Below are 16,416 nucleotides of genomic sequence, written 5' to 3' on the forward strand. Positions count from 1 at the left end.
GTCCAAATCATTGACCGCTCAGTGATATCGGACAGGAAGACTGGAAATGGATGTGCGATTGCCTTTGACGAGTGCCGGATTTTGCATGGCGCTGCTTCTAAGCGGCTGCTCGCCCAGCGATGAAAAACGCCAGGTCAGCCTCGAAGAAAAAACCGCGCAATTCGAAAAGTCGCTGGACGCCATCCAGGATCCAAAGCTCAAGGATGCCGTGTCGGAGCTGGGCGGCTCACTGCTGCTGCTCGAGCGCGCGCAACTCAAGCTTGACAGTAAACCGGTGGAAACCGAATACGGCGAAGACGCCCTCGCCATGCTCAAGCACTACCCGACCCCGCAGGCCCTGGTCGACACCTACATCAACGGGTTGTTCGTGCTGCAAAAGGACTCCAGTTCCGACTACCTGACCGATCTGCAACCGGTGTTTCCCTTCACTTTCAGCGTTCCTGCCGCGTTTCTGTTTCCCCATGGCCTGGAATGGCAGTCAGTCACACTGAGCAATAAACGAGTGATCCCATTCCAGCCGGAATGGTCGGAAACCGACCCCGGCATTCAACTCAGCCCATCGAGTTCCAACCTGACCAACCCCGATGACCTGACTGTGGCCTACCCCTTCATCGAAGGCCTCAACATCGACAGAAAGCAGCAACCGCAACCGGTGAGCCTGCAAGGCAAGGTCGAGGTCATCGCGCCACGCCGCCTCTACAGCTTCGACCTGACGAAAAAGGACGTAGGCCAGACCCGCACCAATGACAACCTGAGCGTCACCCTGCTCACCTTGACGAACAACTACGCGGAAATCGAATACAACAACAGCGCGCCGCTAGCCCCCGAAGCCAGAGAAACACCGCTGAACCCGCTGATCGTCCAGGCCACGGACAGCACCGGGCAATTCATCGCGCGCGCCGGCTCAATCAACGAAACCGCGGTACAGATTGCGTTCTATCAGCAGCAGCTGGCCAAGCTGCAGCAGCAAAAGAGCTGGAGCGAGGCCCTGGAAAAACAGCTCGACGAAGAACAGCGCAACTTTGAGAAACAGCAGGCTCGACATTATTCGAAGGTGTACTTCAACGGGACGATTGAAACCCTCGAAGTCAGCATGCTGGATTTTTCCGCCGTCACGGTCACCCGCAAGAGCCTCGACCTGCCGGTCCGGCACTTCGATGCCGAGACCACGAACAAGACTATCCAGCCCTTGAACCTGCCGGTGGTGGTCTATGACGACCAGGCGGTGGGCTGGCTGAAAGGGGCGACGCTGAGCGAGGATCAACTGAAAAAGAACGTCAGCATCAGTCAGTCGGTCGACGACCCCAGTGCTGCGCGAATCGAATTCACTCATCTGCGCAGCTTCAACGATGAACTGCTCGGCACATCGTTCAACCCCGGTGAAAGTCCGGTGAGCTTCTTTACCGAAGACGCGAGTGGCAAACGCGACGAGCCAATCGAGTTGCCGCCCGAGGCCTACCAGATCGATCCCCTGCGCGGCACCATTACCTACGATCTGAATCTGTTTGCGCAAACGCCGGCCTATGCGGTGGGCTCGATGCCGCTGTTCCTGGCCACCGTCGAGCAAAAAACCGTCGATGCCCGCCAACTGCCCAAAGGCCTCGAGCTTAAAGCCAATGCTCTGGTGGTTGATTTGAAGGCGTTTCCCGCCCAGGACTGGCGTTTTTTCGCCAAGGACGACACCGGCAATTACTTGAAGGAGATTCTGTCGGTCAGCCATGGCGCGAGCGCACAAGGGCCGGCACAGTTTGCCGTGCATTACTTCTACGGACAGCCTACGCGCCTGGAAACCTATCAGCGCACTGACCTCGCCACCGTGCAGTATGGTTTCGAGGTCAAACTCGACAAGGCCGACATGACGCGCCTTGATCAATAGTGCGAATCAGTGCTCGGGGTGAAACTCGAAGCCACCCATGTTTCGGCAGCGACCACCGTTGATTTCCCGCAGTTGGGCTTGCAGGTGCAGGCACCAGATTTGCGGATCGTCGGCCAACTCGTAGCCGTGCAAGGTCAGGCTTTCAACGATGGTGTCGAGGATTGATTCAGCGACGAACGGACCGTGAAACGGGCCTTGGGCCTTGATGGCCGAAGGTTGTTCACCGGCCATTCCGGCGGCGAACAGCAGGGTCCACATGCCCGTATCTCCCGCCAACGGGCGGATGGCACACTCGATACGGGTCTCAAGGCCCAGGCATTGACGGGTGAGGCAGAGGTTGCGCGACATGGCGGCGACCCTCGGTAGATCCGGTATTCAGCCCCCATGTGAAGGCTGTTTCGATCCTGTGATTACTGTCGACATCCCTGAGCTGAGAATAGAAGAAAAGTCTGGCTTGCAGGCAGTGGGATACTGAAAGGCGCCGAATGGTCACAGTGTGAATGTTGACGTCATTACGACGACGCTATTCGACGCTCGCCACAAAAAACAGTGGGAGCGAGCTTGCTCGCGATAGCGTCAGTCCAGACAACAAAATATTGACTGTTCCATCGCTATCGCGAGCAAGCTCGCTCCCACAAGGGATTGCACAGTTTCAGATAACGATGCATCAAGCCGGTTTGGTTTGCGCCAAAGCTTCTTGCGCCAACTCCTTCTCGGCCTCTTTCAGATCATCGTCACTGATCATTTCCGCGATAACCCGCAGACGCTCAACGACCCGCGCGTTCACGCTGCCTTCAGGAAATTCGCCATTCTCGTCCGGCTCGCCGGCTGGCTCGCCAACCAGCAAACTCAAGGCTTCGTCGGCCTGACGGACCGCGTAGACATGGAATTGCCCCGCACGTACCGCCGCCAGCACCTTCTCGTCGAGCATCAGCGTGGCGACGTTGGCGTGAGGAATGATTGCCCCCTGCTCGCCGGTCAACCCGCGGGCCTCGCACAGACGGAAGAAGCCCTCGATCTTCTCGTTGACTCCGCCGACCGCCTGCACTTCGCCGAACTGGTTGATCGAACCGGTGATGGCAAAGCATTGCTTGAGCGGGGTTTTCGACAAGGCCGAGATCAGGGTGCAGGCCTCGCCCAGGGAAGCACTGTCGCCATCGACATAACCGTAGGATTGCTCCAGGGCAATACTCGCGGAAATCGCCAGCGGAAACTCCTGAGCGTAACGACTGCCCAGATAACCGGTAAGGATCATCACGCCTTTGGAGTGGATCGGCTGACCGAGGTTGACCTCGCGCTCGATGTCGACAATGCCGCTGCCGCCGGGGTACACCGTGGCGGAAATCCGCGCCGGTATACCAAAGGCCGAATCGCCGACTTCCAGCACGGTCAGGCCATTGCACTTGCCGACCGCCGCGCCCGCGGTGTCGATCAGGATGATCCCGGCCAGCATGTCGTCGAGAATCCGCGCCGAAACCCGCCCGGTCCGCGTGGCCTTGGCTTTGAGTGCCCGTTCAATGTGTCCGGCGTCAGTCATTTCATCGCCGGCCAGATGGCGGATGAAGTCTGCCTCGCTGACCAGTTGGAACAAGTCACCGATACGCGCCGACAAGCGCCCCTGGTGCTCGGCCAGACGCGCACTGTAGGTTGCCAGGCGCGCCACCGCATCGGCGGTCAGCGGCGCCATGCCTTCTTCGGAAGTACGGGTTTTGAGTAACTGGGCGAACTGCTCCAGGCTCTCGTCGACCATCGGGATGTCTTCGTCGAAATCCACCAGGACGCGGAACATCTCCTGGAAGTCCGGATCGAGGTCTTGCAGCGTGTAATACAGCTGACGGGCACCGATGATGACGACTTTGACCTGCAACGGAATGTGTTGCGGTGTCAGGGTCACGGTGGCCAGACGGCCCAGTTCACCCAGCGGTGACTCCATTTTCAGCTTGCGCGATTGCAGGGCGCGTTTGAGCGCATCCCACACGAATGGCTCGCTGAGCATCTTGTCCGCTTCAAGGATCAGGAAACCGCCATTGGCCCGGTGCAAGGCACCCGGCCGCAGTTGGCGGTAGGTGGTGTACAGCGCGCCCTGATCGGTGCTGTATTCAATGCGACCGAAGAGGTTTTCGTAAGTCGGGTGCGGCTCGAAAACCACCGGCGCACCGCCGCTGGCCGAATGACCGACCACCAGGCTCGGCGCGTATTGCTCCTCCAGCAACTTGCGGGCGACGGCATCGATTTTGCTGTCGTCCACCAACTGCTCGACCACAGTCTTGAGCAAATACACCTGCATCGCTTGCAGATAACCGCACACCGCGGCGTTCTCGGCGTACTTCTCCGACAACGGCGACAACAACGGCTGCAAGGCCAGGGTGATGGTTTCTTCGTTGAGGTGACGCAGTTGATTACTCGACTCGCGCTTCCATTGCGGCAGGCTGGCGAGCTCTTCGTTCAGGCGCTCCTCCAGTACCGAAATATCCTCGTGGAAGCGCTCGCGCTCGGCTTCCGGCAACTGGGCGAATTCAGCTTCGTCCAATGCCTTGCCGTCGCCCATCGGGGTAAATGCAATGTTGCTGGCGTCGCGGTAGAGCGCGACGTCCTTTTCCAGCGCCAGACGCTCGATGACGTCCAGGGCCTTGTCATAGCGCTGGTTGAAGGCGCGGTCGATGCTGCTTTTTTTCTGCTGGTAGGACGGATGCTCGAAGACTGCCGGAAACGTCGCCAGCAGGTTGTCGATCAAGCCGTTGATGTCACCGATGAAGGCACCGGCGCTGCCCGACGGCAGCTCCAGTGCGCGCGGCTCGCGCGGCTCATCGAAATTGTTGACGTAGACCCAGTCCGCTGGGGTCTGCAGGCGCTTGCCTTCGGCCTTGAGATAGCGTTTGACGAACGAGAACCGGCCAGTGCCGGGTTCGCCCATGACGAATACGTTGTAACCGGGGCGTGGCATGGCCACACCGAACTGCAAGGCTTCGACCGCACGTTCCTGGCCAAGCACACCGCGAAAGGGCTCCAGATCATTGGTGGTAGAGAAGCTGAACTGTTCAGCGGAAAACGGACGGGTCAGCGCTTCGGGCGCTAGACGCAAGCTGGCAGCAACAGGATCAGGCATCGGGCTTCCTTAACAATCAGGCGGGGCAGATGGCAGCATTCTGGCGCCGCCCATACCCGACTGGCAAGGAGCGCCGCAGGCTTGAGCATCGTCAATCCGCCAACCCCAGGCAGGCCGGGCTTGCGCCACCGTTTCCCTTGAGCGTTTTGCAAAAAGTCACGGAACCCCGTGATCGTGCCTAAACTCCAGACTGCGCGGCTGGACTAATGACCGGCCCACTTGTCCATTGGTATGCACATAAAGAGAACAAAGCTATGAAACGGATTCTTCTTGGTACTCTCTTCACCGCTGTATCCATCAACGCCATGGCTCAGGCCCCAGGCGGCCCGGATTGCGGTTGGGGCAACATGCTGTTCGAAGGTCAGCGTGGTACTCCGGCTCACTTCCTGGCATCCACCACCAACGGCACTTCCGGTAACGCGACCTTCGGCATGACCTCCGGCACCAACGGTTGCGCGACCAATGCGTCACTGACCTATGGCGGCAAATCCTGGTTTGCCATGAATGGCATGATGAACGAGCTGTCCGAAGACATGGCCAAAGGACAGGGCGAAGCGCTGACCACCTATGCCGTGGTACTGGGCGTAGCACCGGAAGACCGTGCGCACTTCGCCGCCGTCACTCACGAGCACTTCCAGCAGATCTTCAGCAAGTCTGACGTGACTGCCGAAGACGTGCATACCAACACCCTGGCCGTGCTCAAAGCCGACCCTCGTCTGGCCAAGTACGCGACCCAGGCATAAGCTCCACTCGCCCCCGCTTCTTTCGGGAAGCGGGTTTTGTTTTTTGGACCTGCCTCTTTTTGGGTAATACCGCTTGACTGTAGGAGCTGGCTTGCCAGCGATGGTCGTTAACGATCACGCGTGTTTACTGGATAAACACAGCGCCTTTGAAGCCATCGCTGGCAAGCCAGCTCCTACAGGTAAATGGCACCCACAGGGGTTATTTTTTTCGACTTAAGTTGCCATCTATGCTCAAACGCTTTGCCTGGCTGGCGCTGTGTGCCTGCGCCCCGCTGTCCGCCGCGCCTCAGATCGACCCACATCGTTTGCAGCAACTGGCCAACGACCCTTTCTGGATATCCCTGGGCCATTACGAAACCGCCAAGCTCGGTGGCTGGCGCAGCTATGTCAGCGACCCGAAATTCTTCCTCGCCGCCGGTGGCAATGAACACCCGGACCATGAACTGGCAGCGACTGTACAAGCCTTGTACGCCCCGGCCAGTACCGGAGAACAGCACGCACAATGCGTCTACCCGGCCCGCACCCGCTGGCTCAAAGAACAGCTCGGCCTGACCGGCCTGCCGACACCGGATTGCGCCGAATTCAAGCAATGGTTCAAGGACGTCTCGCCCGACAGCACGGTGATGATCTTCCCGGCGGCGTACCTGAACAGTCCATCCTCGATGTTTGGCCACACCCTGCTGCGCATCGACCAGGCCGAAGTGAAGAGCGACAAGACTTCGCTGCTCAGTTACGCGATCAACTTCGGCGCCTACATCGAGGGCTCGGACAACAGCATCCTCTATGCCTGGAAAGGCCTGATGGGCGGCTATCCCGGCTTGTTCGCGCTGGTGCCCTATCAGGAAAAGCTCTCGGAATACCGCAGCCTGGAAAACCGCGACCTGTGGGAATACCGGCTGAACCTGACCCAACAGGAAACCGCGCGCATGGTCGAGCACGTCTGGGAGCTGAAGCAGATCAAGTTCGACTATTTCTTCTTCGACGAAAACTGCTCATACCGTTTGCTGGAGCTGCTGCAAGTGGCCCGCCCGAGCTTGCGCCTGACCGAGCAATTCCCGCTCACCGCCATCCCCACCGACACCGTCAAAGCCGTGAAAAATGCCGGGCTGGTGGAATCCATCCAGTATCGTCCTTCCCGGGAACGCGAGTTGCTCAGTCGCGCCGAACCGTTGAACCCCGAAGAGCAGCAATGGGTGCTGAAAGTCAGCGCCGATCAGAAACAATTGCAAGATCCGACCTTCAAGGCTCAACCCCGCGATCGCCAGGCGCTGATCATCGATGCGGCCTATCGTCTGGAGCGTTACCGCGCCAATGGCCAGGAGCGCGACCCGGCGCGCGCCCAGCGCAGCTTCGAATTGCTGCGGGCGATCAACCAGAACCCGGCACCGGAGCTGGATATCCCGCAACCGGGCCTGCCTGAAGACGGTCACGAGTCCCGGACCTGGCAACTCGGCCTCGGCACTCGTGGCGATAAACCCTTTGGCGAGTACGGCTTGCGCATGGCTTATCACGACCTCAATGACAACAACGAAAGCTTCCCCCTTGGCGCGCAGATCGAAATCCTGCAACTGAAACTGCGCCAGTACGAAGGCAATGACTGGCAAGTGCAGCAACTGGACCTGGCGACCATTCGTTCCCTGACCCCGCGTAACGAGTTGCTGCAACCGCTGTCATGGCAAGTCACCGGTGGTCTGGAGCGGGTGCCGGGCAAGCATGATGACCAGACCCTGGTCAGCCACGTCAACGGCGGTGGCGGTGGCACCTGGCAACTGGGCGATGACCTGCTCGGCTTTGCCCTGGGCACCGTGCGTATCGAGCACAACAACGACTTCGCCGCGTTCATTGCCCCGGCCGCCGGCTTCAACAGTGGTGTGCTGTGGAAAAACCCGCTGGGCAATTTGAGCCTCGAAGCCAAAGGCGACTATTTCACCAATGGTGAAGTGCGCCGTAGCTTGAGCCTGAACCAGCAGTGGGAAATATCCCGCAATCTCGGTCTGCGCTTGAGCGCTCAGCGTGAGTTCAGTCATTTGGCGACGGCCGAGAACGAAGTGATGCTTGAGCTGAAGTGGTATCACTACTGACCCGAGCGCACCGCCATTCCCTGTGGGAGCGAGCTGTGGCGAGGGGGCTTGCCCCCGTTGGGCTGCGCAGCAGCCCCAAAATTTCCGATGTATCGAAGATCTTGTGAGTGCTGCGCACTCAAACGGGCGCAAGCCCCCTCGCCACAACTCCCACAGGGGCTGTGTGGTGCTCGACGAAATGCCTGCACATCTTTCACAACCACCCGACGAATCCACTTCTAGACTTTCTCTATGGGTCTCATTTCGGCTTGGAAGAGTGAGAAGTGGCGGTATGCGGGAAGGCTGGGTGTAAAACCTGGCAGCGACAGAAAAAACAGGATGCCGCACGGGCCTATCACTCGCCGTAAGTCGCTTTCAGACATTTGCTGAAACTAAATGCCTGCGACCATGACCCAAACCCTATACCGGGAGAATTCCATGAGCCGTGCCTTCGTCAATGAAGATAACGCCACCGCGCAAGCCGATCAGCCCGTCGAACGGCAAGTCAGCGCGCAGCCCAATTACGTCACGCCGCAAGGCCTGAAGCTGTTGCAGGGCAAAGTCGCCGAACTGCAAACGCTGCATGCCGAGCAATCGGCAAAAGGTGAGCAAGCGGACAAACAGCGCCTGGCCGATCTCGAGCGTGATCTGCGTTATTTCAAACAGCGCCTGGGCAGCGCTCAGGTGGTACCCGCCGCGACCTCGACACAGAAGGTGCAAATCGGCAGTTGGGTGACCTACGCCGATGAACACGCCACCGAGCGCCGGGTACAACTGGTGGGCGAAGATCAGGCCGATGCCGCCCACGGCCTGATCAATTGGGGCTCACCGCTGGGCCGGGCGCTGCTCGGTGCACAACTCAACGACGAAGTACTGTGGCAGCGCCCCGCCGGGGATCAAATGATTGAAGTGATTCGCATCGAACCGGCTTAGACGACGCCTTGGGCCAGCATCGCATCGGCGACCTTCACGAAGCCGGCGATGTTCGCACCCTTGACGTAATTGACCCGACCGTCCTCTTCGCCGTAATGCACGCAAGCGTGGTGAATCGACTGCATGATCGTGTGCAGTTTGCTGTCCACTTCGCCACCGGTCCACGCCAGACGCATGGCGTTCTGCGACATTTCCAGCCCGCTCACCGCCACGCCGCCGGCGTTGGACGCCTTGCCCGGCGCGAACAGAATGTCGGCCTCGATGAACAAATCTACCGCTTCGAGCGTAGTCGGCATGTTCGCGCCTTCGGCCACACAGATGCAGCCGTTGCGCAGCAAGGTGCGGGCGGCTTCGACATCCAGTTCGTTTTGCGTCGCGCACGGCAACGCGATATCGCAGCTCAGGCTCCATGGCAGCTGACCGGTGCGGAACTCCAGGCCAAAACGGCCGGCCAGTTCACGGATGCGCCCGCGTTGTACGTTTTTCAGCTCCAGTACGGCCAGCCATTGCTCTTCGGTCAAACCGCTTTCGCAATACAACGTGCCTTCGGAGTCGGACAGCGATATCACTTTGCCACCCAGGTCCATGACCTTGCGCGCCGCGTATTGCGCGACGTTGCCGGAGCCGGAAATCGCCACGCGCTTGCCCTCGACTGCCAGACCGCGACGCTTGAGCATTTCTTCGGCGAAATACACACAGCCGAAACCGGTGGCTTCCGGGCGAATCAGGCTGCCGCCGTAACTTGGGCCTTTGCCGGTCAGCACACTGGTGAACTGGTTGCTCAGGCGCTTGTATTGGCCGAACAGGAAACCGATTTCCCGCGCGCCCACACCGATATCACCGGCCGGTACGTCGACGTCGGCGCCGATGTGGCGGTACAACTCGCTCATGAAGGCCTGGCAGAAACGCATGACTTCCGCATCGCTTTTGCCTTTGGGGTCGAAGTCCGAGCCACCCTTGCCGCCGCCCATGGGCAGCGAAGTCAGGGAGTTTTTGAAGGTCTGTTCGAAGGCGAGGAATTTCAGGACGCCCATGTTCACCGACGGGTGGAAACGCAGACCGCCCTTGTACGGGCCGATCGCGCTGTTCATCTGGATGCGGAACCCGCGATTGACCTGGACCTTGCCCTGATCGTCGACCCACGACACGCGAAACACCAGCGCCCGCTCCGGTTCGCAGATGCGCTCCAGAATGCCCGAGGTCAGGTAATGCGGATTGGCCTCGAGAAACGGCCACAGACTGCGCAGTACTTCTTCCACCGCCTGATGGAACTCAGGCTGGTCCGGATCACGATTTTTCAGGCGAGCAAGGAAGGATTCGACGGATTCGATCATGGAAAAGTCTCGGCAAATTGATTGTCGTTGGAGAAGATTGAGCCGGACTGTAACAAACGACTTGCGCACAAGAACAGAGCAAAATGTCGCATTTATGAAATTAAATGGTGCACATGATATAAATTAATCTGATTTTTTGAGTATTTTTGCACCTGAATGGGGATTCACAATTCAAATCCTGCACCATCAGGAATACCGCTATCGCGAGCAGGCTCGCTCCCACAAGGGATCTGTGCTGAATCGGGATTTGTGGCCTCCACAAATCCCTGTGGGAGCGAGCCTGCTCGCGATGAAATCACCACGGCGCCACTGAAAAAACGCGCAAAAAAACGGAGCCCGAAGGCTCCGCTCTCTTATGCAACCCACCCGAAATCAGGCCAGTTTCTTGTGCCGTACACGATGCGGCTGGGCAGCTGCTTCGCCGAGACGCTTTTTACGATCGGCTTCGTATTCGCTGTAGTTGCCTTCGAAGAACACCGCTTGCGAGTCGTCTTCGTACGCCAGGATGTGCGTCGCGACGCGGTCAAGGAACCACCGATCGTGAGAGATCACAATGGCGGCGCCCGGGAAGTCCAGCAGGGCTTCTTCCAGGGAACGCAGGGTTTCGACGTCAAGGTCGTTGGACGGTTCGTCGAGCAGCAGGACGTTGCCGCCCTCTTTCAGGGTCAGGGCCAGGTGCAAGCGACCGCGCTCACCACCGGACAGGTCCTTGACGAACTTCTGCTGGTCGCCGCCCTTGAAGTTGAAGCGACCGACGTAGGTACGCGACGGGATCTCGTAGTTGCCGATGCGGATCTGGTCGGAACCATCGGAGATCTGCTGGAACACGGTCTTGCTGCCGTCCAGATCCTCGCGACTCTGATCCACACAAGCAAGCTGCACGGTTTCACCGACTTCGATGCTGCCCGAATCCGGCGTTTCCTTGCCCATCAACATGCGGAACAGGGTCGACTTACCGGCACCGTTACCGCCGATCACGCCGACGATGGCGCCTTTAGGCATGGAGAACGACAGGTTGTCGATCAGCACGCGATCGCCGTAGCCCTTGGTGACATTCTTGAATTCGATGACCTTGTCGCCCAGGCGCGGACCGGCCGGGATGTAGATCTCGTTGGTTTCGCTGCGTTTCTGGAATTCCTGGGATTGCATTTCTTCAAAGCGTTGCAGACGTGCCTTGGATTTCGACTGGCGGGCCTTGGCGCCTTTGCGCACCCACTCCAGTTCCTCCTTCATGGCTTTTTCGTGGGCCGACTGCTGCTTGGATTCTGCAGCCAGACGATCGGACTTGGCTTCCAGCCAACCCGAATAGTTGCCCTCGTAAGGAATGCCCGCGCCGCGGTCCAGTTCCAGAATCCAGCCGGCAACGTTGTCCAGGAAGTAACGGTCGTGCGTGATCGCGACCACCGTGCCCGGGAAGTCGTGCAGGAAGTGCTCGAGCCAGGCGACGGAATCGGCGTCCAGGTGGTTGGTCGGTTCGTCGAGCAGCAGCATGTCCGGGGCGGACAGCAGCAGGCGACACAGGGCTACACGACGCTTTTCACCCCCGGAGAGAAATTCGACCTTGGCGTCCCAGGCCGGCAAACGCAGCGCGTCGGCGGCGACTTCCAGTTGACGATCGAGGTTATGACCGTCGCTGGCTTGCAGGATCGCTTCGAGCTTGGCCTGTTCGGCAGCCAGTTTGTCGAAGTCGGCGTCTTCTTCAGCGTAAGCTGCGTAGACCTCGTCCAGGCGCGCCTGGGCATTCTTGATCACACTGACCGCTTCCTCGACCACTTCACGTACGGTTTTGGTCGGGTCCAGGATCGGCTCTTGCGGCAGATAACCGATGTTCAGCTCCGGCATCGGACGGGCTTCGCCCTCGAACTCAGTGTCGACGCCGGCCATGATTTTCAGCAGCGTGGACTTACCCGAACCGTTGAGACCGAGCACGCCGATCTTGGCGCCGGGGAAGAAGGACAGAGAAATGTTTTTCAGGATTTCCCGCTTCGGCGGAACAACTTTGCCCAGCCGATGCATGGTGAATACGTATTGAGCCATGGAGAACCTAGGGTCAGTGACTGATGAATGATTGGAGCGCAGGCAATGCCCGGCCAGACCGTGCGCGTCGTCCGTAAGAGGCGACGCTGAAAAAGTCTGAGTCTAGGAGCTGGAACGCTCCCGCGTAACCGGCAAAGCTACCTTAATGACAGATGGCAGTCCAGCCGACGGGCAGGGGCTGGCACTTCGCCACAACTCAAGGCATGCTAGCCGCCCTTCGGGCGTCCGGCTTATAGTGCACGTCGCGCCAGTCCAGCCAAACCGCAGGATTACAGCTTGTCCAATGACCCTCCGCGTCTGACTTCCAGTGAGCCGGCCACAGCGCCCGGCTCCCCCCTGCGCGGGACCTTGAAGGGCACCTTGGCGACACTTGCACTATTGCTGCTGGCCCTGTTGTTCTGGCAATTGCTCGATCAGTTGCGCGAAACCCAGAAAAACCAGCGTCAATACACCATCGATTACACCGCCGATCTGGCCGCTCAGGTCAGCCTGAACATGGCGCTCAACGCGCAGATCGCCCTCAACCTGCTGCCGATCGTCGAGCAACCGCAGGACGCGGATGAACTGCAGGCGCTGCTGCGCAAGCTGCAACAGTCGCTGCCTGATCTGCGCAGCCTGGCATTGCTCAGCCCCTCGGGAAGAGTTATCAGTGACAGCGCTCCCGACAGCGATGACGGCGACTACCTGGGTGAACTGGTACGCCGCAGCCACGCCCAGGCACACTACTTCAGCAACGCCACCGACGGCTCCGTGGTGCATTTATTGTTGCATCAGGCCAGCGGCAGTTCCCGAGGCTATTGGGTCTTGCGCCTGCCCACCATCTTCTTTTCGTCCTTGACCAAGCAAAGCGAGGCCGGCAGCCGCCCATTGTGGCTGGTGGAGAACCGCATCAATCATCAGATCATCAGCCGCGACGATGCGCTGCCCTCGGTCAATCCGGGCACGCTGACCGAGGACGATGTCACCGACAGCGTGCTGACGGTGCCGCTGAGCAGCAGCGATTGGCAACTGCGCGGCTTGTTCGACCGTCAGCGCGCACTGGAAGAGCTGCTGCCGGCGTTCATCGGCAAATGCCTGCTGGGCTTGGCGTTTTCCATGTTGCCGTTCATCGCCTTGCTGAACATGCGCCGGCGTCAGCGCCAATTGAGCGAAGGCCGCCGGCGTTATCAGGACATTTTCGAAGGCACCGGCGTGGCCTTGTGTGTCCTCGACATGTCCGGGCTCAAGGTCTTTTTCGACAAGGCACAACTGCAGGGCCGCGAGCAACTGCAAGCGTGGCTGGCGATCCCGGAACAACGCCGGCAACTGCTCAAGGAACTGCGGATCACCGAGGTCAACCAGGTCGCGCTGCAACTGCTTAATGTCGATAGCGCCGACAAAGCCTGGAAACTGCTGATCGACGGCCATCCGCAGCACGGCACCGCCATCGGCAACCAGGTGCTCGACGCGATGCTCAACCAGCAGCAACTGCTTGAGCTGGAAATCAAACTGCAGGATGCCAGCGGTCGTGACCAGCATCTATGGCTGGTGCTGCGCCTGCCGCAAACCCAGGACGACTATAACGCGGTGATCCTGAGCATCACCGACATCACCAGCCGCAAGCTCATCGAGTTGTCACTGCAGGAGCGCGAAGGGTTTTGGTCGGACGTGGTGCGCACCGTACCGGATCACCTGTATGTGCAGCATGTTTTCAGCCAGCGCATGATCTACAGCAACCATCATCTGGGCCAGACACTGGGTTACAACCGCACCGAACTGCACCAGATGGGCGAATACTTCTGGGAAATCCTCCTGCACCCCGAAGACGCCGACTATTACCATCGCTCTCGCCAGGTCCAGCGCCAGGCCGGTTATCGCCAATTGATGCAGTGCCAGTTACGCTTCCGCCATCGGGACGGCCAGTGGCGACGCTTCGAGATTCGCGAGCAGGCACTGGCGCGGGACAAGGACGATCAGGTCACGCGGATCATCGGCGTGGCCAAGGACATCACCGACCAGCTTGAAGCCAGTGAATCCCTGCGCGACAGCGAACAGCGCTACCGGATGCTCGCCGAAAGCATCAGCGACGTGATCTTCTCCACCGACAGCCGCCTCAACCTCAATTACGTCAGCCCTTCGGTGCAAGCGGTGCTGGGTTACGACGCCGAGTGGATTTTCCAGAACGGCTGGCAATCGACCATCGCCAACCCGCAACAACTGACCGGCATCTATCACCTGATGGACCGGGTCAGCAAAGCGCTGGATCAGCCGGACAAATTGGCGCTGCTGCGCAGCCAGGTGCAAACCCAACTGTTCCTGTTCGATTGCCTGCGGGCCGACGGGCGCAAGATCCCGATCGAACTGCGCCTGGTATTGGTCTGGGACGAACACGGTACGTTCGAAGGCGTGCTCGGCGTCGGCCGCGACATCAGCCAGCAACGCCGGGCCGAAAAAGACTTGCGCATGGCCGCCACGGTATTCGAACACTCGACCTCGGCGATCCTGATCACCGACCCGGCCGGCTACATCGTCCAGGCGAACGAGGCCTTCAGCCGTGTCAGCGGCTATGCCGTGGAGCAGGTCCTCGACCAGTTGCCGAACATGCTGACCGTCGACGAGCAACAGGAATCCCATCTGCGTTACGTGCTCAAGCAATTGGGCCAGCACAGCACCTGGGAAGGCGAAGTCTGGCTCAAGCGTCGCAACGGCGAGCACTACCCGGCCTGGGTCGGGATTACCGCCGTACTTGACGACGAAGGCGACCTGGCCAGTTATGTGTGTTTCTTCAGCGACATCAGCGAGCGCAAGGCCAGCGAACAGCGGATTCACCGCCTTGCCTACTACGACGCCCTGACCCACCTGCCCAACCGATCGCTGTTCCAGGATCGCCTGCACACCGCGTTGCAAGCGGCCGAACGGCAGAACTCGTGGGTGGTGCTGATGTTCCTCGATCTCGACCGTTTCAAGCCGATCAACGACTCCCTGGGCCATGCCGCCGGCGACCGCATGCTCAAGGAAATGGCTACGCGCCTGCTCGGTTGCGTCGACGATGACGACACCGTGGCGCGTATGGGCGGTGACGAATTCACCTTGCTCCTGCAACCGCGGGCCAACCGTGAAATCGCCCTGAACCGGGCGATTCATGTGGCCGAGCAGATTCTCGCCAGCCTGGTGAAACCGTTCGTGCTCGAAGGCCGCGAATTCTTCGTCACTGCCAGTATCGGCATCGCCCTGAGCCCGCAGGATGGCAACGAACTCAGCCAGCTGATGAAGAATGCCGACACGGCGATGTACCACGCCAAGGAGCGCGGCAAGAACAACTTCCAGTTCTATCAGGCGGACATGAATGCCAGCGCCCTGGAGCGACTGGAACTGGAAAGCGACTTGCGCCATGCCCTGGAACAGAACGAATTCGTGCTGTATTACCAGCCGCAATTCAGCGGTGACGGCAAGCGCCTGACCGGAGCCGAGGCGCTACTGCGCTGGCGCCATCCACGCCGCGGGCTGGTGCCGCCGGGGGATTTCATTCCGGTGCTCGAAGAGCTCGGGCTGGTGGTGGATGTCGGCGACTGGGTGATCAGCGAAGCCTGCCGCCAACTCAATGCCTGGCATCAGGCCAGGGTACGAGTGCCGAAGGTGTCGGTGAACATCTCGGCACGGCAGTTCTCCGATGGCCAGCTCGGCACGCGAATCGCCACCATCCTCAAGGAAACCGGCCTGCCACCGGCGTGCCTGGAGCTGGAACTGACCGAAAGTATCCTGATGCGCGAAGTCAGCGAGGCGATGCAGATTCTCGCCGGGCTGAAAAACCTTGGGCTGAGCATCGCGGTGGATGACTTTGGCACCGGTTACTCATCGCTCAACTACCTCAAGCAGTTCCCGATCGACGTACTGAAGATCGACCGCACCTTCGTCGACGGCTTGCCGTCGGGTGAGCAGGACGCGCAGATCGCCCGGGCGATCATTGCCATGGCCCACAGCCTGAACCTGGCGGTGATCGCAGAAGGTGTGGAAACCCATGAGCAGCTGGATTTCCTGAGGGAGCACGGTTGCGACGAGGTGCAGGGTTATCTGTTCGGACGGCCGATGCCGGCGAGCCGGTTTGAAGCGCAGTTCAGCAATGATGCGCTCTTCATGTTCGATTGAGATTTTCGGTACAGCGAATGACGCCTTCGCGAGCAGGCTCGCTCCCACAGTAGATATCCGGTGTTCAACATTTTTGTGTACACCAAAGATCCCTTGTGGGAGCGAGCCTGCTCGCGAAGAGGCCGCCACAATCACCGCATATCTGGTCATGAAGCCCACTTGTCTGCGACATGATGCCGTTTCATATGCCATCTAAAACCCA

The 16,416-nt window shown here is 59.6% G+C and carries 9 protein-coding genes; 5 read left to right on the plus strand and 4 right to left on the minus strand.

Annotated elements, in window-relative coordinates; all coding sequences use genetic code 11:
* The first annotated feature begins 46 nt into the window (after nt 1-46).
* A complete protein-coding gene (locus ACM6IK_RS21290; protein WP_414875877.1) occupies nt 47-1,876 on the plus strand; it encodes a hypothetical protein in 1,830 nt (609 codons plus the stop codon).
* Nucleotides 1,877-1,882: 6 nt separating this feature from the next.
* Here ACM6IK_RS21290 and ACM6IK_RS21295 read toward each other — a convergent pair whose 3' ends face one another.
* Entirely contained in the window at nt 1,883-2,224 is a 342-nt protein-coding gene (locus ACM6IK_RS21295) for a hypothetical protein (RefSeq protein ID WP_108216416.1), read from the minus strand.
* A 319-nt stretch (nt 2,225-2,543) separates the two neighbouring features.
* Complete coding sequence (locus ACM6IK_RS21300; protein WP_414875878.1) at nt 2,544-4,982, minus strand: Lon protease family protein; 2,439 nt, start codon at nt 4,980-4,982, stop codon at nt 2,544-2,546.
* Between the two features lie 254 nt (nt 4,983-5,236).
* On the opposite strand from ACM6IK_RS21300, the gene ACM6IK_RS21305 reads away from it, so the two are divergent.
* From ACM6IK_RS21305 to ACM6IK_RS21315, 3 genes are all read left to right on the plus strand, one after another.
* Nucleotides 5,237-5,725, plus strand: coding sequence for a DUF3015 domain-containing protein (locus tag ACM6IK_RS21305; protein ID WP_414875879.1), 489 nt, complete (start codon nt 5,237-5,239; stop codon nt 5,723-5,725).
* A 227-nt stretch (nt 5,726-5,952) separates the two neighbouring features.
* Nucleotides 5,953-7,806 (plus strand): DUF4105 domain-containing protein, encoded by a 1,854-nt coding sequence (locus ACM6IK_RS21310; protein ID WP_414875880.1) that lies wholly within the window; start codon nt 5,953-5,955, stop codon nt 7,804-7,806.
* Nucleotides 7,807-8,223: 417 nt separating this feature from the next.
* The gene (locus ACM6IK_RS21315) at nt 8,224-8,718 is read left to right on the plus strand and encodes a GreA/GreB family elongation factor (protein WP_414875881.1); all 495 of its coding nucleotides are present in this window, start codon (nt 8,224-8,226) and stop codon (nt 8,716-8,718) included.
* Here the strand turns inward: ACM6IK_RS21315 and gdhA are convergent.
* Together gdhA and ettA are read right to left on the minus strand one after the other, a co-directional pair.
* Nucleotides 8,715-10,052 (minus strand): NADP-specific glutamate dehydrogenase, encoded by a 1,338-nt coding sequence (gene gdhA / locus ACM6IK_RS21320; RefSeq protein ID WP_414875882.1) that lies wholly within the window; start codon nt 10,050-10,052, stop codon nt 8,715-8,717. The genes ACM6IK_RS21315 and gdhA overlap by 4 nt on opposite strands.
* A 372-nt stretch (nt 10,053-10,424) precedes the next feature.
* On the minus strand, nt 10,425-12,089 hold the full coding sequence (gene ettA / locus ACM6IK_RS21325; RefSeq protein WP_414875883.1) for an energy-dependent translational throttle protein EttA: 1,665 nt from the start codon (nt 12,087-12,089) through the stop codon (nt 10,425-10,427).
* A gap of 276 nt (nt 12,090-12,365) precedes the next feature.
* Between ettA and ACM6IK_RS21330 the strand changes: the two genes are divergently transcribed.
* Entirely contained in the window at nt 12,366-16,214 is a 3,849-nt protein-coding gene (locus tag ACM6IK_RS21330; RefSeq protein WP_414875884.1) for an EAL domain-containing protein, read from the plus strand.
* The last annotated feature ends 202 nt before the right edge of the window (nt 16,215-16,416 follow it).

This window comes from Pseudomonas sp. IT-196MI5 (genome assembly GCF_949767415.1).
Classification (GTDB): domain Bacteria; phylum Pseudomonadota; class Gammaproteobacteria; order Pseudomonadales; family Pseudomonadaceae; genus Aquipseudomonas.